Genomic DNA, 23,975 nt, shown 5'->3' on the forward strand with positions numbered 1-23,975 from the left:
CTGGCTTTTCGCTCATCTGACTACATTACCATATTTTTCGGCTCTCTGCGGAACTATTTTTTACCTGAATCCTTACGCCATCAGCGACCAAATAACATACAAAAGTTGGGAAGAAATAACGAGTATTCTTCAAATGTTGTGCATAGTCATTAACTCTTGTGATGTCAGGCTTTGAAGTTTGAGAGTCCTGTTTTTGGCGAGTGTTTTTTGACCAGCAATTCTTCTGATTTTCTGGCAGTTTTTTCACGGGCTTTATTTGAGGACGTGATGGAGTTTGCTGTACGCTTAAGCTATAATATAAACGACTCTCAATTTCGACAATAGAAATCACAGCAATTTCCCACCCCTGTTCCGATTTACCAGCTACACCATTATAAAAATAAGCTTTACCGTCAGTTTTTGGGTCACGTTTTCTCAAAAAATAACCCTCAATAACAGCAATGACTGTGTGTTCAGGATTCCAAGCAAGTTCAAGAAAATATTGAGTAAATTGTGGAAATTTAAAGCTTTTGAGAAAGTGACGACGGTAGTTTTTTTCGCTCAAATAACTATAACGACTGAGATTCGTGAAATTGACCTTGCCATAGACAAGCAAAATAGTTTAAAATAAAGTGACTAAAAACTTCTTTGGGGGTTGACTCATCCCCGGGATTTATTGTAAAGATGGATTCAATAATCTTCATAAGGCAATCTATTAAGCTTGTGTATTTTTATATTTTAACCTAAAAGAGCGCCGTTTTTTCTGTTTATTTTGGGTTCAAATTGCACTCACTTTTTTCGTTTCTGTGCTTTATTGCGAGCGCATCCCTATTTAAAAACTGTCCGGAGTATTGATTAATACTACAAGCTTTAATTAGCTTTAACTTGATACAAAAATGGATAATTTTTTTTCCTATTCCACAATTATCTACAGGCTTGGGTCAATTAATATCGTTAATTAATTTTTACCCAAATCCCTTCTCTTACTTGATAAATGAGAATGAATTATTATTTTATTCTGCCGCTTAGTGACAGAAGAGGGATACAGCATATTTCCTATAGATGTAGAGCGCGATCAACCGGGTTTTTTGAACAGAATCACTCATGATGCGAGAACTGTAAAGAAGCCCCGTGAGAGCGCGGTGTACTTCATAAGCCTGGAATAAGCTGTAATAGTGGGAATTATAAGAAGTGGTACAAGGAACACTTAGATAACACCATTTATCGTCCACTGATTGCTCAAATAGTGGAAAATTTGAAATCAAAACAAGTCGATAAAGGCTAAAGCTATGAAAGTAAGGGTTTGGCGAGAATAGCGATCGCACCCTGACCCCTCAAAAAAGCGTGTGAAGTGCACGTATCCCGCTCTTAATCGCTGGCTCAAGAGTCAAAAACGCCACATCTAAAGCTGAGCTAGCTCTCATTTACTTTGCATATTGTAATTATCAATAAAAGCTATCATTTTTTCTCAGTAGCTTTCCGCTGCTCCCTTCGGGTTTTACAGCAAAAGTTAAATACGCCTGAGCTTATCTGCACTGAGCGAAAAGTTTTGTTACAATAGGTAAGCTGTTACAAATCGTAACTTATGCTGGTTTCTATTTTAATAATTGACGTTGCCCTCGTTGCCTGGTCTTTGCACTTAATGCAGGAGGCGATCGCGCAACGGGAATTTTCACTAATGCTAGCCGGCACCCTAGTTGCGGTCTCAGCCGCCGCTCTGCTAGTCGTCTACTTCCTCATGGGGTCTTGTTTGAGCCATTTGACCGAAATATCGCAACACACTTACTAGATCATAGTAGGGGATTGACCATTGTCCAGAAGCGAGGAGACTTTTTTGGAAAAAAATCCGAAAGCCTTGCCAATCCAGGGTTCAAAACTAATTTCCTCAAAAAGCTTGACAAATATTGGCCAGTTAAGGCATGATTGAGAGCGCGAAAAGAAAGGGGAATTAGCTCAGTTGGTAGAGCACTACAATGGCATTGTAGGGGTCAGCGGTTCGAGCCCGCTATTCTCCATAAATTAAGATTAGGGATACATCACTGCTGTGTCCTAATTTGTACCCAATTTGTACCCAAACAGTACGAGCGTGTGCTTAAATTTGATCGCGACTGGTACCTAAACACCATTGCCGTGTCGTTAAATTCGATCGCGCCACACACCGCGAAAACCAATTTTCCCGTAAAATCAAAACAGTCTACCCGCAACCAAAGCGCTACCTGTGGCAAAGTCAACTGAACCCAGCAATCCAGAGAGTCCGAGCCAACTTGCCCGCACGCCTCTGTACGACCTATCATTAGAACTCAAAGGCCGAATGGTGCCCTTTTCCGGGTGGGAGATGGCGGTGCAGTACGCAGGCATCAGCAGCGAACACCAAGCAGTACGACAGCAAGCAGGAATGTTCGACATTTCCCACATGGGAAAATTTGGTTTGAGAGGGAAACAAGTAATAGAAAAATTTCAACCCTTAGTACCCTCAGACTTGAGCCGCTTGCAACCCGGTCAAGCTCAATATACAGTCTTGCTAAATGCCAAAGGCTGCATCTTAGACGACATTATTTTCTACTGCCAAGAACCAGACCCTATCACTAGCGAAGAACGTGCAGTAATCATTGTCAACGCCGCCACTCGCCTCGCCGACAAAGCATGGATCACCACTCACTTAGAATTGAGCGAACTCAGTTTTACAGACCTCTCCGAAGATAAAGTTTTAATTGCCATTCAAGGACCAGAAGCTGTTAACTATCTCCAGCCTTTTGTGGAAGACAACCTCTCACCAATTAAGGCATTCGGTCACTTAGAAACAAATCTGTTGGGACAGCCGAGTTTTATCGCGAGAACTGGTTACACCGGCGAAGATGGGTTTGAAATCATGGTGGATGCCGAAATAGGAAAACAACTGTGGCAAAAATTGTTAGCTGCTGGCGTTGTGCCCTGCGGTTTGGGCGCGAGGGATACGTTGCGTTTAGAAGCAGCAATGGCTCTTTACGGTCAAGATATCGACGACAATATCACGCCTTTAGAAGCTGGATTGGGTTGGGTTGTTCACCTCGACACCAAAGGCGATTTTATTGGCCGTGAGGTTTTGGAACAGCAAAAAGCGAGTGGAGTATCCAAGCGGTTGGTAGGGTTAGAAATGCAGGGGCGGCACATTGCGCGCCACGGTTATCCCGTAATATGTGAAGGCGAAAAAGTAGGAGAAGTTACAAGCGGTACATTATCGCCTACTTTGAATCGGGCAGTGGGCCTCGCGGTTGTTCCGGCAAAATTAGCTAAAATCGGTCAGCAATTAGAGGTCGAAATTCGCGGAAAAAACTATCCGGCTAGTGTGGTGAAAAAACCATTTTATCGATCGCAAAATCGCCCCATTTAACTTAAGTAGGTGAGCATTAATTCAGGGGAGTTGCTCACAGCAATGGTTCACAATAAAGTGTAAGTGTATGTGTTGTTGTGGAACGGGCTTCTAGCCCGTTGCTCATAATTGTGGTCAAGAAGACTCATCTACTAGCTTAGCAAATTGTCGCAAAGTTGCAGCATAGCGATCGCCCGCCACATCCATCAAATCATTATGACCCGCCCCATCAACCCAAAAATTCAATTTCGGCTGCTTTGCCGCTGCAAACAACTGCTCTCCATGCCAAAAATGCACCACCTCATCAGCCTTACCATGTATCACCAAAACAGGCGATCGCACTTTGCCAATTTTATCAATATTCACAAACTTGTCAAAGGGTAAAATCGGAATCCGCGTCAACACCCGAAAAGCCGAAACAAAGGAACTTTCAACCACCAAACCGCCGACTTTTTGCCGCGACGCCAAATCTATTGCCGGCCCACCCCCCACAGAACGCCCGTAAAGAATAATTTGCTTTGCAGGTACTCCCAACTGTTGGGTTAAATAATTGTAAACAGCCTCAATATCACGATAAGTATTATACTCAGAAGGCTTTCCCTGGCTCGTGCCGTAACCTTGATAATCATAGGCAAACACAGCAAACCCGCTATCTCGAATCTCTCTGAGTAGCCACAAAATGCTGTCCAAGTCTTCCGCATTTCCGTGACTGTAAAGTATGGTATATTGAGCTTGCGGGTTAGGAAAATGAACAGTAGAAATTTTCACGCCATTAGCTGAGCTAACTTTGATAACTTCCCTGCTATTACTCTGACTAGATGGGGGAGGTTGAAAAATTAGCCGTTCTGAAAAAAAGAAACCGTAAAAACACAGAAATGCGTAAATAAAAATTATAGATAGCATCAGTCTTTTGACAGAAAATTCTCCAAAAAGCAAGCGTTTAATATTTTTTTTGTTCCAGTTAGCCATCACTAAAGGCTCATAGTTGAATAAGATTTAACTAATACTTTTTTATTGCGAGAAAAGACATGGCACTAACATACCCCGATGACCTGAAATACCTAGACACCCACGAATACATCCGACTCGAAGGCGAAATTGCCACCATCGGCATCAGTGCCTTTGCAGTTGACCAACTCGGCGATATCGTGTTTCTAGATTTGCCAGAAGTCGGTGCAGGGTTGGAAAAGGGAGAAGCTTTCGGTACAGTCGAGTCAGTGAAAGCCGTTGAAGACTTGAAAGCACCAGTTACCGGTACAGTTGTAGAACGCAATGATGACATTATAGAGTCTCCCGAAAATTTGGCGGAAGACCCCTATGGCGCTGGATGGCTGCTGAAAGTGCGCGTTGACAACACCAGCGAAGCAGACGATGCTTTCTCGGCCCCGGAGTATCGAAAAATGGTGGAAGGGGAATAGGGCATAGGGCATAGGGCATGGGGCATAGGGCATAGGGCTCGTTGATAATTCCACAATCTGCCAGGGGTTGAAACCCCTGGCTAATAGCACAAGTCGTCTAAAGACGACTGAAATACCAAGCTGTTGCGGGGGGAGCTGCGATAAGTGCAGCTTAATCTACAGTCGGCGACCGACGACTTTAGCTATGAGACAGGGGTTTCAACCCCTGTCGGACTTTGATACACACAAAAAATCTTGCTTAGTCGGCGACCGACGACTTTAGCTATGAGACAGGGGTTGAAACCCCTGTCGGACTGTCGGACTTTGATAGACGCAGAAAATCTTCCTGGTTTTCTTAGCAAAATGTTACAAACAAAGAAGCAAAAGTCTATTCAGGAGAATCCGCCTTGGTACTCTACAGCCCTCAACTTGAACCCAGTCAGCAGCAAAACCTTTCCTCCATCAATGGTTTTGCGGGCCGGCACATTGGCCCGACCCCCAGCGAAATCCAGCAAATGCTCAATGTTTTGGGCATTTCCAGCCTCGATGAGTTGATTGACAAAACGGTTCCAGCGGCGATTCGTATTTCTCAACCCTTACAACTTCCCGCAGCGCAAAGCGAGTACAGCGCTTTGTCAGAATTGAAAGAAATTGCTGCAAAAAATCAGGTATTTCGATCGTACATCGGCACTGGATATCACGACTGCATCACTCCCCCCGTCATTCAGCGGAATATCCTAGAAAATCCCGGCTGGTATACAGCTTACACTCCCTACCAAGCTGAAATTGCTCAAGGGCGATTGGAAGCTTTACTGAATTTCCAAACCATGATCATTGACCTCACGGGTTTGGAAATTGCCAACGCTTCTTTGCTGGATGAAGGGACAGCGGCGGCGGAAGCGATGGCGGTGAGTTACGGCGCCAGCAAAAATAAGGCAAAAGCGTTTTTTGTTTCCCAAGATTGCCACCCTCAAACTATTGAAGTTGTGCAAACTCGCGCTAAGCCGCTGGGAATTGAGGTAATTGTCGGGGACCATCAAAGCTTTGAGTTCGATCGTACAATCTTCGGCGCTCTCCTGCAATACCCCGCCACAGACGGCGCAATTTACGACTATACGGATTTTATTCGATCGGCACACGAAGTCGGCGCATTAGTCACAGTCGCCGCCGACATATTGAGCCTTTGCTTGCTCACACCCCCCGGCGAATTCGGCGCGGATATAGCCGTAGGAAGCACTCAGCGCTTCGGAGTGCCGATGGGATTCGGAGGACCCCACGCCGCCTATTTCGCCACGCGAGAAGAGTTTAAACGGCAAGTTCCGGGGCGAATTGTCGGCGTTTCTAAAGACGCTAATGGCAAATCTGCTTTGCGCTTGGCTTTGCAAACTCGCGAACAGCACATCCGCCGCGAAAAAGCTACTAGCAATATTTGTACTGCTCAAGTTTTGCTGGCAGTGATGGCGAGTATGTATGCTGTTTATCACGGCCCGTCTGGACTGAAAGACATTGCTGAGAAAGTATGGAGTTTAACAGCACTTTTGGCATCCGGTTTAAGAAGTTTCGGATACAAAATTGGTTCTCAACATTTCTTCGATACTTTGCGGGTAGAATTGGGAGATAAACCGCTGTCAGAAATTCTAGAAGCTGCTAAAGTTCGCAAAATTAATCTCCGAATTTTCGATGATTCGACAGTGGGAATCACTTTAGATGAAACTGTCAGCGTTGAAGATGTGCAAGAGTTGTGGAAAATTTTTGCACAGGATAAAGATTATATCAGGGCGGACGGGCAGAATGCTCTCAACATTCCGCTGGATGCAGACGCATTGAGTGGCTATTTGACATTACCAGATTTTTGCGATCGCACCAGCAGCTATCTCGCCCATTCAGTTTTCAACAGCTATCATTCAGAAACTGAACTTTTGCGGTATTTGCACCGTTTAGAAGCCAAGGACTTATCGCTAAATACATCGATGATTCCCTTGGGTTCTTGCACAATGAAATTGAATGCCACTGCAGAGATGATGCCCGTGACTTGGGCAGAATTTGGCAAGATACATCCCTTTGCACCCCGCGATCAAACTCGTGGCTATCAAAAGATGTTCGTGCAACTAGAACAGTGGCTGGCAGAAACCACAGGTTTTGCGGGAATTTCTTTGCAGCCAAACGCCGGTTCCCAAGGCGAATACGCGGGTTTGTTAGTTATTCGCCAATACCACGAACACCGAGGCGAATCTCACCGAAATATATGTTTGATACCCCAGTCCGCCCACGGTACAAATCCGGCTAGCGCAGTGATGGCGGGGATGAAAGTAGTTGCTGTAGAGTGCGATTCCCAGGGTAATATTGATGTGGCAGATTTACATAAAAAAGCCGAAAAGCACAAAAATGAACTGGCGGCTTTGATGGTGACATATCCATCAACGCACGGCGTTTTTGAGGAAGAAATTAAAGAGATTTGCGAGATAGTTCACAACTGCGGCGGACAAGTTTATATGGACGGCGCGAATATGAATGCTCAAGTTGGTTTGTGCCGCCCCGGTGATTTTGGTGCTGATGTTTGTCACTTGAATTTGCACAAAACTTTCTGTATTCCCCACGGCGGCGGCGGGCCGGGAATGGGGCCGATTGGGGTAATGTCTCATTTAGTAGAATTTTTGCCCAGTCATTCTATTCTTAACAGTCAACAGTCAACAGTCAACAGTCAACAAATATCAGTTGGTGCTGTTTCCGCCGCGCCTTGGGGAAGTGCTAGCATTTTGCCTATTTCGTGGATGTACATTCGGATGATGGGAGGAGTGGGTTTAACTGAGGCAACAAAAGTAGCAATTCTTAATGCTAATTACATGGCAAAACGCTTAGAATCTTATTATCCGGTTTTGTACAAAGGGAAAGCTGGTTTGGTGGCGCACGAGTGTATTCTAGATTTGCGATCGCTCAAAAAATCTGCGGCTATTGAAGTCGAAGATATCGCTAAACGGTTGATGGATTACGGCTATCACGCGCCGACGGTTTCTTGGCCGGTCGCAGGTACGGTAATGGTGGAACCGACGGAAAGCGAATCAAAGCAGGAATTAGACCGTTTTTGCGAGGCGATGATTGCGATTCGAGGCGAAATTGCGGAGATTGAAAAAGGTAATGTTGACGCGCAAAATAATGTCTTGAAAAATGCGCCGCACACCGCAGAATCTCTGATGGTTGATGAGTGGAATCGTCCTTATACTCGCGCGCAAGCGGCTTATCCGGCACCTTGGACTCGCGAATATAAGTTTTGGCCGGCGGTGGGCCGGATAGATAATGCGTTTGGCGATCGCAATTTTGTCTGTTCTTGTTTGCCAATGGAGGCTTACAGTCAAGGTTAAATAAGTCTCTCCGGGTGGGCAATGGGCACCTTACGCATATAATCTTGTGGGGTGCTTCTAGCCCGCCCAAAAAATAAAATTTAAATGTATATCGGAACCGGGGGCTTAGGCTTTCCGAATGTACATGAATTACGACGGAAAAGGCGGTAAGTACGGCGATACTTGGGTGCGCTCAGCTAGCACAGATCAAGGGCTTTTGTCAATCTACGCAGCCGATCGTACCAGTGATGGTACTCTGACGCTGGTAATTATTAATAAAACTAGCCAAAATTTGACCAGCAAGTTGAGTTTGAAAGGATTTAACCCAGCCGCCAAAGCTCAAGTTTACAGTTATAGCGATGCGAATTTGCAGGCGATCGTCCGTCAGACCGATTTAGGTGTCAGCGCCGCCGGTTTTCAGGCAACTTATCCCGCTAATTCTATCACTTTGGTTGCCATTCCAAAGGCTTAATACCCAATCCGGCTTAAATATCCCCACTTCTTCTTAGTCCCCCTCTGCTAGGACTTTGTGTATCTAATAGTTGTTTCAACGGCGGAGAATAAAAGGGGTTTTCAACTACAGCGTTTGGCATCTAAATGGAGTACACCCCTCCCCAACTCTCCCCTTATTAAGGGGAGGGTACTCGATAGGGCGGGTGGGGTGAATGTACTTCACTTAGTTGAAATCTGCGGTATTAAGCACTGAGCATCCAAGCAACACACTGTTGCATTTGATTGCTCATTGTTTGTCGATCGGCATAATACCTGCGGCCGTGTCCCGGCAACACCCATTCAAACGAGTAATTAGCCAAATTTTGCATAGATTTGATTTGTTCCGACCAAGAATACCAACAGACTTCGCGAAAGCCAACTAGCTGCTGCAAGCTTTCCGACCAAGCAAGATGATCGCCGGTGAACAAAAACTTGTTATTGTACAGCAAAACTGTGTGACCTTTCGTGTGACCGGGTACAGAAATAATCAACAAATCATCTGCGATTTGATGCGGTTCTCTGCCTGACAATTGAATTTCTACACTGCGAGTACCCGGGTTAATTTCATCAGCATGGAGAATGCGATCGCAGCCAAAATGATCGCGGTATTGTTGATGATCTGCCACATCATCGCGGTGAGTCAAGTACAGATAGCGAATGCCGCCCATTGCTTCTATGTTTTTGACTAGCGGCGGCACAAAACGGGGAGAATCAACTAAAATATTTCCTTCGGGACGGACAATTAAATAGCTGGCTGCGGCGTAGGATTTCTCTGAGTGGTAGCCGCAGTGATAGACATTTTCTGCTACGAGTGCGGGTAACAGTTGCTGGGCTTGTTTGATGCTTTTGGGTTTTTCTACAGTGCCGATCGAACTTGTGGGACAAGACAAAAGAGCCGCGAGCGATCGCATTTCTTCAGTTTCATTAGTTGGCTGGTGGTAAACCGCAGACTGTTCTCCCGCTTGACCAAATACTTCAGGTGCCATCCACCGACAAGTATCGCAGTCAATGCAGGTATTGTCTACATAAAAGTTACCGTTAATATTTTCAGTACGCCTCCGATTAATGTTAGCCATTTTTCTACCTCTTAATAACCCCTATAAATTATGGTAACTTACAATAACGAGTACCCCTGACCTGCCGACGGGGGTTGAAACCCTATCACAGCACAATCCGGTTAAAACCGACTAATGTTAAAACCGACTAATAATTAATCCGTATTTATTGACAGTAGATTAGTATCAGTCCTCTTGGATAGGACTGATACTTGGAGGCAGGGGTTTAAAGCCCTGCCGGACTCTTGCTTCTGCGTGCAAGATATAAGTTTCAATCAACAATTCTACGGCTGCAGATCCGCTGGAAAAGCACCCGCTTTCACCGCTACAGTAACAGGTTGTCCGCCGCGGCTCAATTCAAGCTGCAGATCGCTGCCCACTGTACTTTTCTCGACAATTTGCTGTACGCTGCCAGCATCACTTACTTCTGTACCGTTGATTTTCTTGATCACATCGGCAAGGCGAACTCCAGCTTGTGCCGCCGGAGAATTTTTCGCAACTCCCAAAACTAACACGCCTTTATCTTCAGTCAGCCTCAATTTGGTGTTGGGATTTTGATTAAATTCTCTCTTGATTTCGGGAGTAATGCTCAACATCCGAACGCCGAGATAAGGATGTTCGGCTTTTCCTGCTGTTACTAATTGGTCGGCAATTTGTTGTGCTCGATCGATCGGAATAGCAAAACCCAATCCTTGAGCGCCTTGAATAATCGCCGTATTCATGCCGATAACTTGACCGCGCTGGTTCAGCAGCGGGCCACCGGAATTGCCGGGATTGATCGCAGCGTCGGTTTGAATAAAGCTGACGCGCTTGTCGGGAACACCGACATCGGCGCTAGAACGGCCTGTAGCGCTAATAATGCCCACAGTCACAGTATTGTCCAAACCGAGGGGATTGCCGATCGCGATCGCCCATTCTCCCGGCTGTAACTCTTCAGATTTGCCCAAATTCACCACAGGCAAATTGTTAGCTTCTATTTTAACAACAGCCACATCAGTAACTGTATCTACGCCTAAAACTTTGCCGACAAATTCGCGGCCATCCTTCAGTTTTACCGTCACCGTATCCGCCCCGTTAACAACGTGAGCGTTAGTCAAAATGCGGCCATCAGAACCAAAAACAAAACCCGAACCGGAACCCCGTTCTACCCGATTTCCCGGCGCAATCGGAGATTCTGAACCGAAGAAGCGGCGGAATTGCTCGGGTATCTCATCTGGAACTTGGTTCGTAACCGTGCGAGACGAATTGATCCGCACCACTGCCGGGCCGACTTCCTGCACAACTTTAGTGACAAAATTAGAGTCTTGAGAGGGCAGTATATTTGCAGGCAATGCTGAGATTGGCGCTGTAGTTGAAGGTTCAGCTTGAATGGCGTTAGAACTTCCCGGAACTTGAGAAGTTAGGGCGTTGCACCCAACAGTTGCGGTGGAGCCGACCAAAATGAGGGATAAAAAAGCAAGTTTTTTCGGCAAATAGAAACGGCGAGAACGCTGAGAGTCAGCAGGTCTATTTTTGGTTGACATAGTATTGATTTGGTGAGAGTTAGAGCGAGAGTTATAATTATGGTTTTGCATTTTTAGCACCTACTGTAATTAAATTTGAACTAAAGGTTCTTTAATTTTAATTCAAGCATTTATGATATCTGCTTGACTGGTGGGGTTTACCCTACAAGCTGGGGTAGAAACCGGACAGCCGCAGGTAAATTGTCTGTGGATTCCAGCTTTTGAGTACGATCGAACTGGGTCGGCACTGGCGAATTGCTGTCTGAGTGCGATAATACAAACTACGGTAGCTAGCTCGCATATTCCGCATTTCCCGCGAACTTTTTACAGGATTGATATCCGAAGTCAACAACAATCTTGCACTCCAAAAAACCAGGTTTCTACGCAAAATCTTCGTTGTGAGCGATCGACGTTAACGTAGAAACGGGGTTTTTGACCCGGCCTGCATCCAGGAAGGATAGCAGCTAAAGTATCCGAAAGCCTCACCCGAAAGCAGGAAGTAAAAAACCTGTAAAGCCTCAAGCTAAAGTACCAACTAAACCTAAGTCAAAATAGCCTGCAAAAACTCTCTTCAAATCTAAAATTTGAACCTATGGAGGAATTTTATTGCTCCATAGGTTCAATGGAACTAACCGAATCGATTTCCCTCGACTTTTTCCTCGAACTTTCCAAAACATCAACAGTATTCTTAATAAAACCAGCCATCGGCACAGCAACTAACAAACCTGCTACTCCTGCCACCTTAACCCCCACCAGCAGCGCCACTAAAATCCACACAGGATTGAGACCGATAAAACCGCCTAATAACCGAGGAGCAACCCCGCTTTCAATTATTTGCTCAATTACTGTAGCGACAGCTAAAACGGTGACGCCGAGCCAAAAGTTGTTTAATGTGATCAGCAAACTGACAATGCAAATACTGAAAGGTGCCCCGAAGGGAATCATAGTCATTACACCCACACCCAAACCGAACAGAAGTCCGAAGGGAACTCGCAAAATTAAAAAAGCAACAGTGATAGACAGTCCCATCAAACCTGCCAAAGTTGCTTGCCCGACGAAGTAGTTGTGGAAGCTTCGCGCCAGCAACTCTCGCAATTGAAGGCTCTGCTTGGAAGGAAACCATTTAAACAATCCTTCCCATACGCGATCGCCGTGCAAGAGCAAGTAGAATGTCACGACTATTGTGAGGAGGAAATTCAACAGACTGTCGGCAGCACCCAAGCCAAATTTGAGAATTTCGCCAGTGAGAGACTGCAATTGAGATGAAAGTCGATCGCTCAATTGGGTAGTCAAACCGCTGACATCAATGCGGAGATTGCGATTTTCCGCCCACTTGTTGAACGCTTCAATCTGTTCTGTGCCAGAAACTATCCAAGTCGGCAGTCGGGTGGCAAGTTCAGTAATTTGGTTTAGCAGAATCGGGGCTAGAGTCAGACCTAAAACCACCAATAGCAGTAAAGTCAAAAACAATACCGACAAAACTGCTCGATCGCGCTTCAGGCCGTATCTGTGCAGAAAGCGCACTGGATAATCTAGCAAAAAAGACAGCACTGTGGCGACGACCAAAACTGTAATCAGGGCGCGAAAATATTCAAAGACTAGGAGGGCTAACCAGCAGTTGAGTACCGCTAGGGGAAATACCAGTCCGTAAGTCCACCACTGCGGCAGTTGAGTGAAACGTCTCATCTAAGTTAACCGAGTTAAAATTTGAGATGCAAGATGTGAGATTGACACTGCTATTCGCCCTTCTCCGTTAACCATTTTATGTTGCATTTATTTATACCCGACCGCTGAAAATTCCCAGTTGCTCGACCCGCAGCGGAAATGGGGTTGCTGGCAGGCACTGCCTGCCACAACCATGTTATATCGTTTCCGCTGGTATGGATATATCACCTGCGAAAAAAATATTTTTTGCTGTTGGCAAGGCAGCAGTTGGCAGCGCGCGATTCAACCTTTTTCCCCGTGCCGTTCGAGAGCTAATTGAATTAAACGGTCTACTAATTCCGGGAAAGAAATGCCGTCCGCTGCCCACATTTGCGGATACATACTGGTAGCTGTAAAGCCAGGAAAAGTGTTGATTTCGTTAATCAAAACTTCTCCGGTTGATTCAATGTAGAAAAAGTCAACTCGCGCTAAACCTGCCGCGTCTACAGCCAAAAATGCTTGTACTGCCATTTCTTGGATTTGCGAGACGATCGCAGCGCTGACTTTTGCGGGGATTGAGCAGTCGGCTTGTCCCTGGGTATATTTAGTTTCGTAGTCGTAGAAATCGCTTTGAAAACTAATTTCTCCCACCGTTGAAGCTTGGGGGTTGTCGTTACCCAAAACAGCACATTCTAATTCTCTAGCAACCACACCCGCTTCGACAATTATCCGCCTATCGTAGCTAGCGGCGCTGTCGAGTGCTGCTTCTAATTCAGCGCGCGATCGAGCTTTAGAAATTCCCACAGATGAACCCAAATTAGCTGGTTTAACAAAGCAAGGATAGCCCAAATCAGCTTCAATTTTGTCGCACAGTTTGGGGAAAACGCAAGGATTAGACCAGATTTCGGAACGGTTGACAGCGATGTATTTTACCTGCGGTAAACCAGCGTGAGCAAAAGCCATTTTCATCGCAATTTTATCCATTCCCAGGGCCGAACCTAAAACCCCGGAACCGACAAAAGGAACTTGCATTAATTTCAGCAACCCTTGCACCGTACCGTCTTCGCCGTTCGGGCCGTGCAAAACAGGGAACCAAACATCTACGGCATTAAAACTGGGAAATTGGGGAGATAGGGAAGACAAAGAAGAGTTTTGTTGTCCTGTTTCTCCTCCTTCTTCTCCTTGTCCCTCTATTTCTAGGGGTTTTCCTGCTGCTAATACTTGTTGAGGTAAAGTTCCTGATAACCAGCGGCCGTCTTTTTGGATATAAAAGGGCAGAACTTCGTATTTAGAGGCATTTTCGTCAGCAGCGAGGGCGCGGGCGATCGCCCGCGCCGAACTAATTGAGACTTCGTGTTCGCCCGATCGCCCCCCGAACAATAACCCGATCCGCATCTTTGTCATTTTTCAATACTCCCGGTACTTTTTGACAAATATACACGCAGTTAGCGCAGCTCTCACAGGAAGTACGCGACATAAACTAAGAATTAAGCATAAGCTGTTGCGAATTTAAATTGTATATGGCGGGCGGCATCGAAGAAACTCCCCAGTCATTGTTTGATTATTTCTTGACATACAATTTAAAGGCCCCAACAGCTTACAGCATTTCTCCGGTCAAACTAAAAGCGCGAATATCTGTAATTTTAACCCGCACAATTTTACCCGCCAATTCTGCAATATCGCCCTTAAAAAATGTGAGACGATTGCCGCGAGTGCGTCCCATCACCTGAGTTGAATCTTTGAGATTCTGGACTTCCACCAAAACCTCTTCAGTGCGTCCGAAATAGCGCTGCGATCGTTCCATCGCCGTTGTTGTGACTACATGATTGATTCGTTGCAGGCGATCGGCTTTCACCTCCTCACTCAACTGATTTTCCCACAAAGCCGCCGGCGTCCCCGGGCGAGGCGAATAAGCCGCAGTATTCACCAAATCGAAACCAACGTCTTCGATTAACTTCAAAGTCTTCTCAAACTGCGCTTCCGTCTCCCCAGGAAAACCGACAATCGCATCTGCAGTAATCGAAGCATCCGGCATATAACGGCGAATGGTATCAATAATCCGGCGATATTTTTCCTGAGTATAACCCCGCGACATCGCTTTCAAAATATCATTATCCCCGGACTGAAAAGGAATGTGAAAATGTTCGCAAACCTGCGGTAATTCAGCACAAGCCTTAATCAATCTTTCCGTAAAATAGCGCGGGTGGCTAGTAGCAAATCTGAGGCGATCGACTCCCGGCACATCCTGAACAAAATAAAGCAAATCCGTCAAAGTATGCTGGTTGCTGCCGTCCGGTTTTGTCCCCGGCAAATCGCGTCCGTAAGCATCAATATTTTGCCCCAACAAAGTTACTTCCTTGTAACCTTGACGGCCCAAATCCTCCATTTCCGCCCGAATTGCCTCCGGCATTCGCGACTGTTCAACCCCGCGAACATTGGGGACAACACAATAAGTGCAACGTTCATTGCAGCCGTAAATTACATTCACCCAAGCAGTCACCTTGCTGTCGCGGCGCGGCTTAGTAATATCCTCCATAATCTCAACAGCTTCTGTCGCCACAACTTGATTGCCCTCAAAAACTTGTTCCAGCAAATCTTCAAGTCGGTTAGCGTGTTGCGGCCCCATTACTAAGTCTAATTCCGGCACTCTCCGCAGCAGCGCTTCACCTTCCTGCTGCGCCACGCATCCAGCTACAATTAAAGTTAAACCCGGTTCTTGGCGCTTGCGATGAGCTTGCCTTCCGAGGTTAGAATAAACTCTTTGTTCGGCATTGTCGCGAATCGTGCAAGTATTGTAGAGAATTAAGCTAGCTTCGTTCGGGTCTTCCGAGAACTCAAAGCCCATATTTTCCAGAATGCCGGCCATCCGTTCCGAGTCGGCTTTATTCATCTGGCATCCGAAAGTAGTGATGTGATAGCGGCGGGGTTTAACGGTCATGGCGAATTGCAGGCAAATAAAAAATATAGGTTTTCAACCTTAACACTTTATTATAACACTTCTGTGTTAAACGAGATACGTCTGGTAATTGGGAATTTTAGTAATTGTAGGGTACGCAATGCGCCCCTTAGCACTACAAAGAGTTTTAGATACCCGACAAATTCGGCGAAGTTGGGTATCTGGCTATTCGTTTTTTTTAGTTATATAAAAACTGTAAAATTGTTTTGGCAATACCTTGTGCAGCCAAATAAGGAACCCCATTGCCAACAGTTTTAAACATATTAGTCAACGTCATCTTTTCCGGCAGTGCAAAATCTTTTGGCAGTGACTGAATAGCCAGTGTTTCTGCAACTGAAAGCCGGCGAAGTTTGTAAGGGTGCAAGTGAACTTCGTTATTGCCGTAACAAGCTGTTGGCGAATAACGCCACCGGTGCAATCGCTTGAAAGATTTTTTTGAATCATCTCCTTCATCAACGGACGCAAACCGCTTAATGCCTGCTTTGGGTTGAAAATAGTGTTTGGCATTGGGATGGTTGAGAACGTCATTTTTTTGGAACCAAAATTCTACCGTTAAATTTTGGGGCAGGTCATCAGGACAAGGCAAGAAGTTATCGGCTGCAAAGGCATTTCTCTCAGGCCAAGGATGAGAAAAAATTTCTGATTTGGGATATAATATATGACCTTGCCAAGGAAATAAACTTTCGGATAACATTTGGCTTTTTTCTTCTAGGGAAATGCCCAGATTTTTGATAAGGCTTTTTTTAATTCCAATCAAAATAATTCTATCCCTATCTTGCGGCACACCGTATTCTATCGCATTAATTAAACGTTCGGCAAAAACGTATCCAGAATCAGCCAACTGATGTTTTAGTTCCCCGTAAAAAGCTTTATGTTTTTGGGTTCTCCACAAACCTTTGACGTTTTCAAACAAAAAGAAATCCGGCTGCTGTTGGCAAATTAATTCAATGTAGGAAGCTGAAAGTTTGCCTTTATCTCCTTCCCCACCTCGGTTTTTACCACCAATAGAAAAGTCAGGACAAGGCGGCCCCGCGATAAATCCTACAATATCGTGATGCTTGCGGGCATCTTGCATTAATTCCCGCAGGCGAAAAGCTGCTTCTCCCCCTACAAGTCGAGTTACATCTGCTTCCTCTCCTTCGCAATATCCGTATTCTGGTAGCGGCAAATTCAGGCACTGCCGAGAATAGCGGTATGCTTGCATGAAAGGTGGGAAAATTTCATTGACATACGCTACATTAAAGCCGATCGACTCAAAGCCCAAATCGAGGAAGCCAGAACCCGAAAAAAATGAGAAAATACAAGGAGGACGGTGCATTGAAGGATCAGAGCAATTTTGAGTTGAGCTTACTATAAATTATGTTGAGTGCCCAGGGTTCGGTACACCTGACTGTAAATTCTGTAGGGAATTGGGAATTGGTAGAATGGCCGGAGCGGGTTTATGAGATTATTGGTTTGAGGCGATTCTTGTTGGTAAAAACTGCCCCTACAGGTATTATTACAACCATTGCCCGCCTCGGAAACGCCAGTGGGGAAACAAAATCCGCATCAGTGTTTGGGATGCCAGATAAATAGCCAGCCACACTAAACTATAATGCAAGGCAAAAGCTCCCAAGTCAAAATCTTGTGCAGGTATCCCCGGCAAACCGATAATTTTGATTAAAAATAACACAAAAAGTGCTTCCCAAATTCCAGCGAGTAATTGAAACGCGCCGGGCCAATCTCGATCCCAGCGGAACTGTTGGATGTAGATATATAAAGCATCCCAGCCGAGGCCCCAAATCGCTACATACCCTAAAATCCAGAAAAAGATTGAGCCTGATTGGGAGGTAATTAAACCCAGACAAAAGGGCAGCGTAACTAAAACGCCTACGGTGGCAAATAAAAATAATCGAGTTTGCCAGCGGCCGAATAAGGTGGGAGTCATGCGATTTTAGATTTTGGATTTTAGATTGAATGGGAAGGTTGTGCGATTTGGGATTTTAGATTTTAGATTTTAGATTGAACGCGAAGCTCAGTTAAATCAATTCAATCTTCTACATTGCTTGTTGCCGAACTTCGTCCTTCAAGTTAGTCGGGAGATTTATTTAAAATCCACTTCAACCACTGCACAAACGATCGCCAAACGCTCAATTTCCGCACACCAGCAACTCGGTTGGCGGCCAGACTTTCAACCGATCGCAAGGCGGCGTATTGCAAGCCCAAAAAACTGTCTACGGGCGCGTAAGGCCCCCCCAAAGTAATCGCGCCTGCTGCGTATACCCGGCCTTCTCCGTTGCTACCAGAAGAATTCCGCAATTCGGGCACTTCAAAATCGTTGTTAACACTCAGCCGGCCCAAACCGTTGAGGGGAAGATTATATTGAGCTACCAAATCGTTTAACAGGGGACTGGTTTTTACCTTAGCGTCCAAACCCGTAGCATCAATAATAAAATCAGCTTCTAACTTAATTTGCCCTTTAAGTTCCTTCTCCTGAATGTACGTCACCGTGCGGTTTTGACTGTCGCGCTCGACTCGCTCGACTTCCCCGAAGGTAATTTGATACCATCCTTGACTTAAACCTTCTTTGACAATCCGCCGCCAGTCGCTGCGCTGGGCTGTAGTAGTTCCGCCCCAGTCGGTGAGCAACTGCGGCCGCAATTCCGGGGCGGCTTGTTCCAAAAGTACGCGGAGTTCGCCGCCCCAGCAAGCTTTTGGCCAGTTGAAAGGTTGAAATTCGTAGTGATTTTCGACTCTTCGCTGAGCGAGTTTAAATTTGTTACCTTGAGGTTTGGGCGATCGCATCAAATGCAATACTTGAATGTTGCGGTTCCGCTGTCGCGCTTCGTAAATTCGCTGCACCACGCGGGAAGCCACAATTCCCCGGCCTCTAATTAACACGCTGCCGCCGCTGGCTTCCAATTTTTCGTAAACGCCGTCGTGGCTTTCATAAGCGTTGACAACCGACTCAAAATCCTGGGTTTTTTCGCGATAAGCTTGCAAATCGGGCAGAAATTGAATGGCGGGATAGCCGGTGGCTAAATGTACGTATTTGGCGATTAAAAAAGCGTGTTCGCGGTGATCCGCATCCGATCGAGAATAAGCGATCGCGTACCTGCCGTCATCTGTTTTGCGAATTCCCCGCACTCTACCGTAGCGAAACATCTGATTCCACCCAATTCGATCGACTTCCCTGTCAATAGAATCAAACACATTACCCGCGCGAGGCGTATAAGTTTCGGCAAAAGTCGGTTCAGCAAACACCTGCCACATCAACTTCAACGACATCCCCAAACGCCCTTTCCGCAATTCCTGCCAAGCTTCCCGCAAAGCATAGGGAGGCCACCCCCAAATGTTGTCTGGACAAGAGTCAGAATTCGATCTTAGGCGTTCCCGCAGCGGAATTTGAGAATTGAGACACAGACGCAGATAGCGGGCGTAAGGCTGGTTTTCCATGCCCAAAACCGCAATTCGATCGATTTTCACGCCGCACATTCTCAGCAAATCCACCCAAATAAAGCTGCCCAAACCGCCGCCAACAGCAGCCCAATCAACTTCTGTCACAGGGAGTCCCCTAGATTCGAGCGATCGCATTGACACTTGAGAAGCTTGCAAAAATTCGATCGGCGGAAATTCTCCCCTACTACTTGTTTGAGGAAGCTGCAACATTATTGGCTGCCCCAACGCGGGATCGGGCCCATTGGTCTGCGGGTTAAAGAAAATATGAAAATTGACCGACGGCATTTCAGGGGAATTAACAGCAAAAGAAATGCCGATCGCGTAGGGCCCAACTTGCAGCATATCCCCGTTTGCCAGCACGCAACGGGTTTGGCGAATGCCGTTAACAAAAGTACCGTTGCGGCTGCCCGTGTCAGTAAGTAAAATACTGTTACCTTCGGTGCCAATCACTGCGTGAAAGCGAGAAACTTGACTGCTGCTGAGGGCAATTCGAGAAACTCGTTTCCCGTTGATTGTAGGGGGCATAGCTTCAAAAATTCGTCCCAAAGCGATGGGTAAGTCGAGTATCGGGGATCGACAATCCCCCGTAGCTGTATCTGTCCAAGTCAGTCGCAGGCGCAAGGGTTGAGAATTCATGATTTTTTAAACATCAGCCGTCGGCTTTGAGCTTTCTGCAAAAAAGATTTTTGAAGTTGAGAGTGTTTAGCGGATAGCCCGATTTTCCCTTTTTCAAACTCTCACGGAGAGATCATCACACTCGCCGCCGCCGCCAAAGAAGTACCGCACCACGGACACCCCGCATTCAACTGCGCGTAAGGCGAAATTCGGCTGCATTTGGGACACTGCAAACCGTATTTTGAAGGCCCCGTCTGCTGAAAATTACCAGGTGCGGGAGGCCCAGACAGCAAAACTGTCTGGGGCGCGGCTACCTGCACCTCCGTCACATTCACCACCTCGATTTGCACTTGCCCTAAATGGATGTGACTTCCCGAGTTCAATTTTGCTTCGCCTCGGGCGAGAATTTTTCCATCTACCAGCGGCGGATTGCTTTCGCGCAAATTCCGCACTGCATACTCCTGCAATTCCTGATTAAAAAATATTTCAACGTGCAGCCCCGATACGCTGGGATGCGAAAATACTATATCGCACTTCGCCGGATCGCGCCCTAGCCTCACGGTTCCCGGATTTTTGCTCGGCTGTCCGTTTTGAATTGTCTGAGTTTGACGCACCCCAGCTTCTGTCCATGCTAAAGTGAGCTGGTTTGTCATGATTTTATAGTTAGCTCAAAAATATAATAAAAAAATATTAGCTGATTTATTTTGAGGACGGACTTCCTCACCAAAAAACTTAATTATAATTATTGACGCCCACTCGATCGAACTTCTAATATCGTTTCCGGTTGCATCGAAATAATAAAATCGAGTCAACAGTTAACACTCAACTATTCAGTTTTTCGACCCGCCCGTCAAGAGTCAAGAGTCAAGAGTCAACAGTCAACCATCATGAGGAGTGCAACCGGAATTGATATAAAAATATTATGTGCAGCTAAACAAAAAAGCCCTGAATTCGGGGCTTTTAGTGCTCGTATTGGCTGTTTTTGAGAGACTGACTCGCGCTTGCGCGCTTTTCTTCCCCGCAAAATTCTTGACCGCAGTGCAGCTTTGTTAAAAATTTGCCGTTAAAGATTGAGCAGCGATTGCTAAAAACTAATTCCTGTGGGGTTTTCACATTTGCGAAGCTTTGGTGCGCTAGTCACGAATTTTGGAGGTGGGGCGATCGAACTACCTTGGTAACTTCGATCGCCCCACCTCCTCAAACGTTTACTGTCCTAGTGCTATCTCTCACGCTGCAACTGTGCAATCTTTCATTACAGGGCCAGCCTTGAAAGACTTAAGCTTCGCTCTTGCGGCTTTTGCGACCGCCTTCGCGACCAATTTGAGCCATGTGTTCGCGATTTCTGCTGACAGCTTCGCCGCCTTTTTGACCAGCTTGTCTGGCTTCTTCAGGGGTGAATTCGTGTGCAGTTCCTTTCTCGTGTGCAGCTTTTCCGCCTTTGCTAGCAATTGCGCGCTGTTTTTCTGCATCCATAGAAGCGAATCCGCGTTTGCTTTTCTCAGCCATGACTGTCTCCTTGTTTGTTTCTGATTTTTTAGCTCGATCGCGCCTTCGCCTCCCACTGTGATGGTTACTTCCAGTCAGTGGTGAGATATCCGACGGTAAATTATGAAACCTCATCAGACGAATCTAAGCTTTTGGTTTAACTCGCAGGATGAATATTTCATAATTTACAAATGTGAACTAAAAATAGTTCACGCCCGGCCACTATAGTTAGAGCCGCCAATGTTTTAAGCTGGTTACTGTCTTTCCATCATTCTATAAACCCCCCCAACTTTTATACCTCTTTCTCAGGTATAGTCATTCTTTAGTTCGCTGGAAGGATGGAACCGAAAGCTGATTGGCAGTAGACTCAGAGGATTTTTTGACTCGGGCGGCGCCACATCAAAAATTAAAAGTCCAAAGACGGATGCTTTTTTGGTCTTTTTACTTTTTTTTTGATGCCTTCCGCGCTTGCCAGTTATCCCGATGTTAGTTGGTCTGCCGATCGAGTTGTTTCTGGTAAGCGATATTTTGGGGCGCAGCGCAGGACGTACTCGATCGCACTTATCAAGTTTACCTTATGACCTATCGAAACATACATCGGTTTTACCCCTGTTTGCGTCCTTAGCGCTGCGCCTACCGTTGATCCCTCCAGAAGCAAGGGTTGCCAACTGCCCCGGTCGAGTCCGACTTCTGAATGTTCTCCAATAAATCGATTTTTGGCAACTCCGATCGTGGGAATCCCGGTCAAAACCCCCAAATGGCACGCAAGACCGAATCTGCGGGGGTGGGCTAGTCCTTGCCCGTCGCACAATATCAAGTCTGGCCTCAAACTGATATTTTCTAAAGCTTCGAGAACGGCAGGCACTTCTCGAAAAGACAGGAAACCCGGAATATAAGGAAAAGTGGTAGGACTGCGAACCACAGCTTGCTGCTGCAACTGCAAGTCGGGAAAGCTCAGAACTGTTACAGCGGCCCGCGATACATCGTTTACACTGTCGTAGCCGACATCTACGCCTGCGACGTACTGAACTGTCTCCAGTTGATTGGCGGTAATTACCTCTGACCGAAGCTGTTCTTGAATGGCGATCGCCTCTTCAACTGTCTGCGGCCAAGGGTGTCGCTGCAACATTTTGATTTCTCTTCAACCGTTCTCATCTAAGCTTAACTTCTTTTCGGCCATTTTTAAACTCGGATTTTTATCGTTTGTAGCTATAAATTCCTAACTTGCCAAAGGAGTCTTTTTTCCTACTCCGGAGGGTTGAGCAAGGCGACCTAGGCTAATTTTACAAATAGAGTCTGTAGGTCGGAGAGTAAAATTCTATCTTTCGCTTGTGCTTGAACCCACCCCCAAAGGTTTTATCGACACCCTTCTCCAATTTTCTACTCAAAATTTACAAAAAATACCTATTTGATGCTGATTTTTTAGCTTTCTAGAAAGCTTTATCTTTGCGATCGCCATTTTATCGCTTGTCAAAGAGCGATCGAGTTCTTTCTTTACTTCTGCTTTATCTAAAAAAGTCCTCTTTGTCAAGATGATTGAAACATTTATTAATCAATAATCTCACCCAGCTACAAGTGCCATTGTACATCCCCGCTCATCGAGCTAAGATGTTCCCTGATCCTCGCAACTATATGACTTTTATGAAAAAAAATCAATGAATTTATGAGCTGTTGCACCATTAACATGAAGCTATAATCTTAGATAAGATGAATATAAAACTAACATCAAGTAACACAACATAGGTGAATCAACATATGAAAACCATGCAAAGTGTTAAGTACAACCTAGCTCTCTACATCGTCGGTGGCATCGTCTTCATTATCGCAGCCTTGATTTTAAGACCTTTTACCATTGTCGGCCCAGGGGAACGCGGCGTTATGATGCGCTTCGGGAAAGTTCAAGACGCGATTTTAGATGAAGGCATTCACCCGATTTTACCGATCGTCACCTCTGTAAAAACTCTCAGCGTGCGGGTACAAAAAACAGATTTGAAAGCAGATGCAGCATCCAAAGATTTGCAAAGCATTACTACAGATTTGGCAGTCAACTGGAATGTAGATCCCGCCAAAGTAAATCAAATTTACCAACAAATAGGAGACGAAGAAAAAATTGTTGCCAGCATTCTAAGTCCGGCAATTTCTGAAGTTCTCAAAGCAGCAACTTCTAAAAAAACCGCAGAAGAAATTATCACTAAGCGCACCGAACTCAAAACAGAAATCGACAACAGCCTCAAAAAGCGTTTGGAACCTTACGGCGTCATTGTCCGAGATGTTTCTTTAATCAATTTTGGCTTTTCTCCAGAATTTAGCAAAGCCATCGAATCCAAACAAATAGCAGAACAAGAGGCCAAACAAGCAGAATTTACAGTTCAAAAAGCAACCCAAGACGCTCAAGCTGAAATCAACCGTGCTAAAGGTCATGCAGAAGCTCAACGCTTGCAGCGACAAACTTTAACGGCCGAAATTTTGCAGCAGCAAGCAATTGAAAAATGGAACGGTCAGTTTCCGACAGTAATGGGAGGAGGCGGAACTTTGCCATTAATTAATATTGCGCCGCCGACTTCTCAAGCTGCAACTCCTGCTAAATAAGCTGCTGCAGATCATGATTGCCAGGGCGCGGGGAGAAGGGGAGAAGGGGAGAGGGGGAGCTGACAGGTGTAGGTTTTTTACGACCGGGTAGTATAAAGTCAATTAAACCAGGCGAAAATAAGGGTGATTCAACGAA

Annotated in this window: 20 protein-coding genes and 1 tRNA gene; 7 read left to right on the forward strand and 14 right to left on the reverse strand. The window is 45.8% G+C overall.

Annotated elements, in window-relative coordinates; all coding sequences use genetic code 11:
- Positions 1 to 25 precede the first annotated feature (25 nt).
- A complete protein-coding gene (locus QUA25_RS26660; RefSeq protein WP_333042487.1) occupies positions 26 to 544 on the reverse strand; it encodes a hypothetical protein in 519 nt (172 codons plus the stop codon).
- Positions 545 to 1,564: 1,020 nt separating this feature from the next.
- On the opposite strand from QUA25_RS26660, the gene QUA25_RS26665 reads away from it, so the two are divergent.
- The 3 genes from QUA25_RS26665 to gcvT all read left to right on the forward strand — a co-directional run bounded on the left by QUA25_RS26665 (position 1,565) and on the right by gcvT (position 3,349).
- A complete protein-coding gene (locus QUA25_RS26665; RefSeq protein WP_190659577.1) occupies positions 1,565 to 1,768 on the forward strand; it encodes a hypothetical protein in 204 nt (67 codons plus the stop codon).
- 153 nt (positions 1,769 to 1,921) lie between these two features.
- Positions 1,922 to 1,994 (forward strand) — tRNA-Ala (locus QUA25_RS26670).
- Between the two features lie 203 nt (positions 1,995 to 2,197).
- Positions 2,198 to 3,349 carry a glycine cleavage system aminomethyltransferase GcvT gene (gcvT, locus tag QUA25_RS26675; RefSeq protein WP_333042489.1) on the forward strand — a complete coding sequence of 384 codons (1,152 nt, stop codon included), beginning with the start codon at positions 2,198 to 2,200 and terminating at the stop codon, positions 3,347 to 3,349.
- A 114-nt stretch (positions 3,350 to 3,463) separates the two neighbouring features.
- Here the strand turns inward: gcvT and QUA25_RS26680 are convergent, their stop codons facing one another.
- Positions 3,464 to 4,297: an alpha/beta hydrolase gene (locus tag QUA25_RS26680; RefSeq protein WP_333042491.1), complete on the reverse strand. Its 834-nt coding sequence runs from the start codon at positions 4,295 to 4,297 to the stop codon at positions 3,464 to 3,466.
- Between the two features lie 59 nt (positions 4,298 to 4,356).
- Here QUA25_RS26680 and gcvH point away from each other — a divergent pair, with 59 nt between their 5' ends.
- From gcvH to QUA25_RS26695, 3 genes are all read left to right on the forward strand, one after another.
- Positions 4,357 to 4,746, forward strand: coding sequence for a glycine cleavage system protein GcvH (gene gcvH / locus QUA25_RS26685; RefSeq protein ID WP_333042492.1), 390 nt, complete (start codon positions 4,357 to 4,359; stop codon positions 4,744 to 4,746).
- Positions 4,747 to 5,132: 386 nt separating this feature from the next.
- Positions 5,133 to 8,084, forward strand: a complete 2,952-nt coding sequence (gene gcvP, locus QUA25_RS26690; RefSeq protein ID WP_333042494.1) for an aminomethyl-transferring glycine dehydrogenase — start codon at positions 5,133 to 5,135, stop codon at positions 8,082 to 8,084.
- 118 nt (positions 8,085 to 8,202) lie between these two features.
- Positions 8,203 to 8,535, forward strand: a complete 333-nt coding sequence (locus QUA25_RS26695; protein WP_333042496.1) for a hypothetical protein — start codon at positions 8,203 to 8,205, stop codon at positions 8,533 to 8,535.
- Between the two features lie 223 nt (positions 8,536 to 8,758).
- Here the strand turns inward: QUA25_RS26695 and QUA25_RS26700 are convergent, their stop codons facing one another.
- The 12 genes from QUA25_RS26700 to nfi form a co-directional block, all read right to left on the reverse strand.
- Complete coding sequence (locus QUA25_RS26700; RefSeq protein WP_333042497.1) at positions 8,759 to 9,631, reverse strand: MBL fold metallo-hydrolase; 873 nt, start codon at positions 9,629 to 9,631, stop codon at positions 8,759 to 8,761.
- A 263-nt stretch (positions 9,632 to 9,894) separates the two neighbouring features.
- Positions 9,895 to 11,184: an HhoA/HhoB/HtrA family serine endopeptidase gene (locus tag QUA25_RS26705; RefSeq protein WP_445242253.1), complete on the reverse strand. Its 1,290-nt coding sequence runs from the start codon at positions 11,182 to 11,184 to the stop codon at positions 9,895 to 9,897.
- Between the two features lie 91 nt (positions 11,185 to 11,275).
- Entirely contained in the window at positions 11,276 to 11,467 is a 192-nt protein-coding gene (locus QUA25_RS26710; RefSeq protein ID WP_333042500.1) for a hypothetical protein, read from the reverse strand.
- Positions 11,468 to 11,715: 248 nt separating this feature from the next.
- Entirely contained in the window at positions 11,716 to 12,798 is a 1,083-nt protein-coding gene (locus QUA25_RS26715; protein WP_333042502.1) for an AI-2E family transporter, read from the reverse strand.
- 261 nt (positions 12,799 to 13,059) lie between these two features.
- Complete coding sequence (locus tag QUA25_RS26720; RefSeq protein WP_333042504.1) at positions 13,060 to 14,160, reverse strand: D-alanine--D-alanine ligase family protein; 1,101 nt, start codon at positions 14,158 to 14,160, stop codon at positions 13,060 to 13,062.
- A gap of 193 nt (positions 14,161 to 14,353) precedes the next feature.
- Positions 14,354 to 15,694 carry a tRNA (N6-isopentenyl adenosine(37)-C2)-methylthiotransferase MiaB gene (gene miaB, locus QUA25_RS26725; protein ID WP_333042505.1) on the reverse strand — a complete coding sequence of 447 codons (1,341 nt, stop codon included), beginning with the start codon at positions 15,692 to 15,694 and terminating at the stop codon, positions 14,354 to 14,356.
- A 196-nt stretch (positions 15,695 to 15,890) separates the two neighbouring features.
- Entirely contained in the window at positions 15,891 to 17,030 is a 1,140-nt protein-coding gene (locus tag QUA25_RS26730) for a DNA cytosine methyltransferase (protein WP_333042507.1), read from the reverse strand.
- Positions 17,031 to 17,210: 180 nt separating this feature from the next.
- Positions 17,211 to 17,639 carry a hypothetical protein gene (locus tag QUA25_RS26735; RefSeq protein ID WP_333042508.1) on the reverse strand — a complete coding sequence of 143 codons (429 nt, stop codon included), beginning with the start codon at positions 17,637 to 17,639 and terminating at the stop codon, positions 17,211 to 17,213.
- Positions 17,640 to 17,782: 143 nt separating this feature from the next.
- The gene (locus tag QUA25_RS26740) at positions 17,783 to 19,786 is read right to left on the reverse strand and encodes an FHA domain-containing protein (RefSeq protein WP_333042510.1); all 2,004 of its coding nucleotides are present in this window, start codon (positions 19,784 to 19,786) and stop codon (positions 17,783 to 17,785) included.
- Positions 19,787 to 19,887: 101 nt separating this feature from the next.
- On the reverse strand, positions 19,888 to 20,418 hold the full coding sequence (locus QUA25_RS26745) for an FHA domain-containing protein (RefSeq protein WP_333042512.1): 531 nt from the start codon (positions 20,416 to 20,418) through the stop codon (positions 19,888 to 19,890).
- Between the two features lie 622 nt (positions 20,419 to 21,040).
- Positions 21,041 to 21,271: a KGG domain-containing protein gene (locus QUA25_RS26750; protein ID WP_006631632.1), complete on the reverse strand. Its 231-nt coding sequence runs from the start codon at positions 21,269 to 21,271 to the stop codon at positions 21,041 to 21,043.
- A gap of 454 nt (positions 21,272 to 21,725) precedes the next feature.
- On the reverse strand, positions 21,726 to 22,379 hold the full coding sequence (gene nfi, locus QUA25_RS26755; protein ID WP_333042515.1) for a deoxyribonuclease V: 654 nt from the start codon (positions 22,377 to 22,379) through the stop codon (positions 21,726 to 21,728).
- A 626-nt stretch (positions 22,380 to 23,005) separates the two neighbouring features.
- Between nfi and QUA25_RS26760 the strand changes: the two genes are divergently transcribed.
- Positions 23,006 to 23,839 (forward strand): prohibitin family protein, encoded by an 834-nt coding sequence (locus tag QUA25_RS26760; RefSeq protein ID WP_333042518.1) that lies wholly within the window; start codon positions 23,006 to 23,008, stop codon positions 23,837 to 23,839.
- Positions 23,840 to 23,975 lie beyond the last annotated feature (136 nt).

It is taken from the genome of Microcoleus sp. Pol17C6, from assembly GCF_036701145.1.
GTDB lineage: Bacteria > Cyanobacteriota > Cyanobacteriia > Cyanobacteriales > Microcoleaceae > Microcoleus.

Bases quoted from the DNA above. Each gene is read 5' to 3' on its own strand.
- QUA25_RS26665 (WP_190659577.1), top strand. From the start codon at position 1,565: ATGCTGGTTTCTATTTTAATAATTGACGTTGCCCTCGTTGCCTGGTCT.
- QUA25_RS26680 (WP_333042491.1), bottom strand. From the start codon at position 4,297: ATGGCTAACTGGAACAAAAAAAATATTAAACGCTTGCTTTTTGGAGAA.
- gcvH (WP_333042492.1), top strand. From the start codon at position 4,357: ATGGCACTAACATACCCCGATGACCTGAAATACCTAGACACCCACGAA.
- QUA25_RS26695 (WP_333042496.1), top strand. From the start codon at position 8,203: ATGTACATGAATTACGACGGAAAAGGCGGTAAGTACGGCGATACTTGG.
- QUA25_RS26700 (WP_333042497.1), bottom strand. From the start codon at position 9,631: ATGGCTAACATTAATCGGAGGCGTACTGAAAATATTAACGGTAACTTT.
- QUA25_RS26705 (WP_445242253.1), bottom strand. From the start codon at position 11,184: ATGCAAAACCATAATTATAACTCTCGCTCTAACTCTCACCAAATCAAT.
- QUA25_RS26715 (WP_333042502.1), bottom strand. From the start codon at position 12,798: ATGAGACGTTTCACTCAACTGCCGCAGTGGTGGACTTACGGACTGGTA.
- QUA25_RS26720 (WP_333042504.1), bottom strand. From the start codon at position 14,160: ATGACAAAGATGCGGATCGGGTTATTGTTCGGGGGGCGATCGGGCGAA.
- miaB (WP_333042505.1), bottom strand. From the start codon at position 15,694: ATGACCGTTAAACCCCGCCGCTATCACATCACTACTTTCGGATGCCAG.
- QUA25_RS26730 (WP_333042507.1), bottom strand. From the start codon at position 17,030: ATGCACCGTCCTCCTTGTATTTTCTCATTTTTTTCGGGTTCTGGCTTC.
- QUA25_RS26735 (WP_333042508.1), bottom strand. From the start codon at position 17,639: ATGACTCCCACCTTATTCGGCCGCTGGCAAACTCGATTATTTTTATTT.
- QUA25_RS26740 (WP_333042510.1), bottom strand. From the start codon at position 19,786: ATGAATTCTCAACCCTTGCGCCTGCGACTGACTTGGACAGATACAGCT.
- QUA25_RS26745 (WP_333042512.1), bottom strand. From the start codon at position 20,418: ATGACAAACCAGCTCACTTTAGCATGGACAGAAGCTGGGGTGCGTCAA.
- QUA25_RS26750 (WP_006631632.1), bottom strand. From the start codon at position 21,271: ATGGCTGAGAAAAGCAAACGCGGATTCGCTTCTATGGATGCAGAAAAA.
- nfi (WP_333042515.1), bottom strand. From the start codon at position 22,379: ATGTTGCAGCGACACCCTTGGCCGCAGACAGTTGAAGAGGCGATCGCC.
- QUA25_RS26760 (WP_333042518.1), top strand. From the start codon at position 23,006: ATGAAAACCATGCAAAGTGTTAAGTACAACCTAGCTCTCTACATCGTC.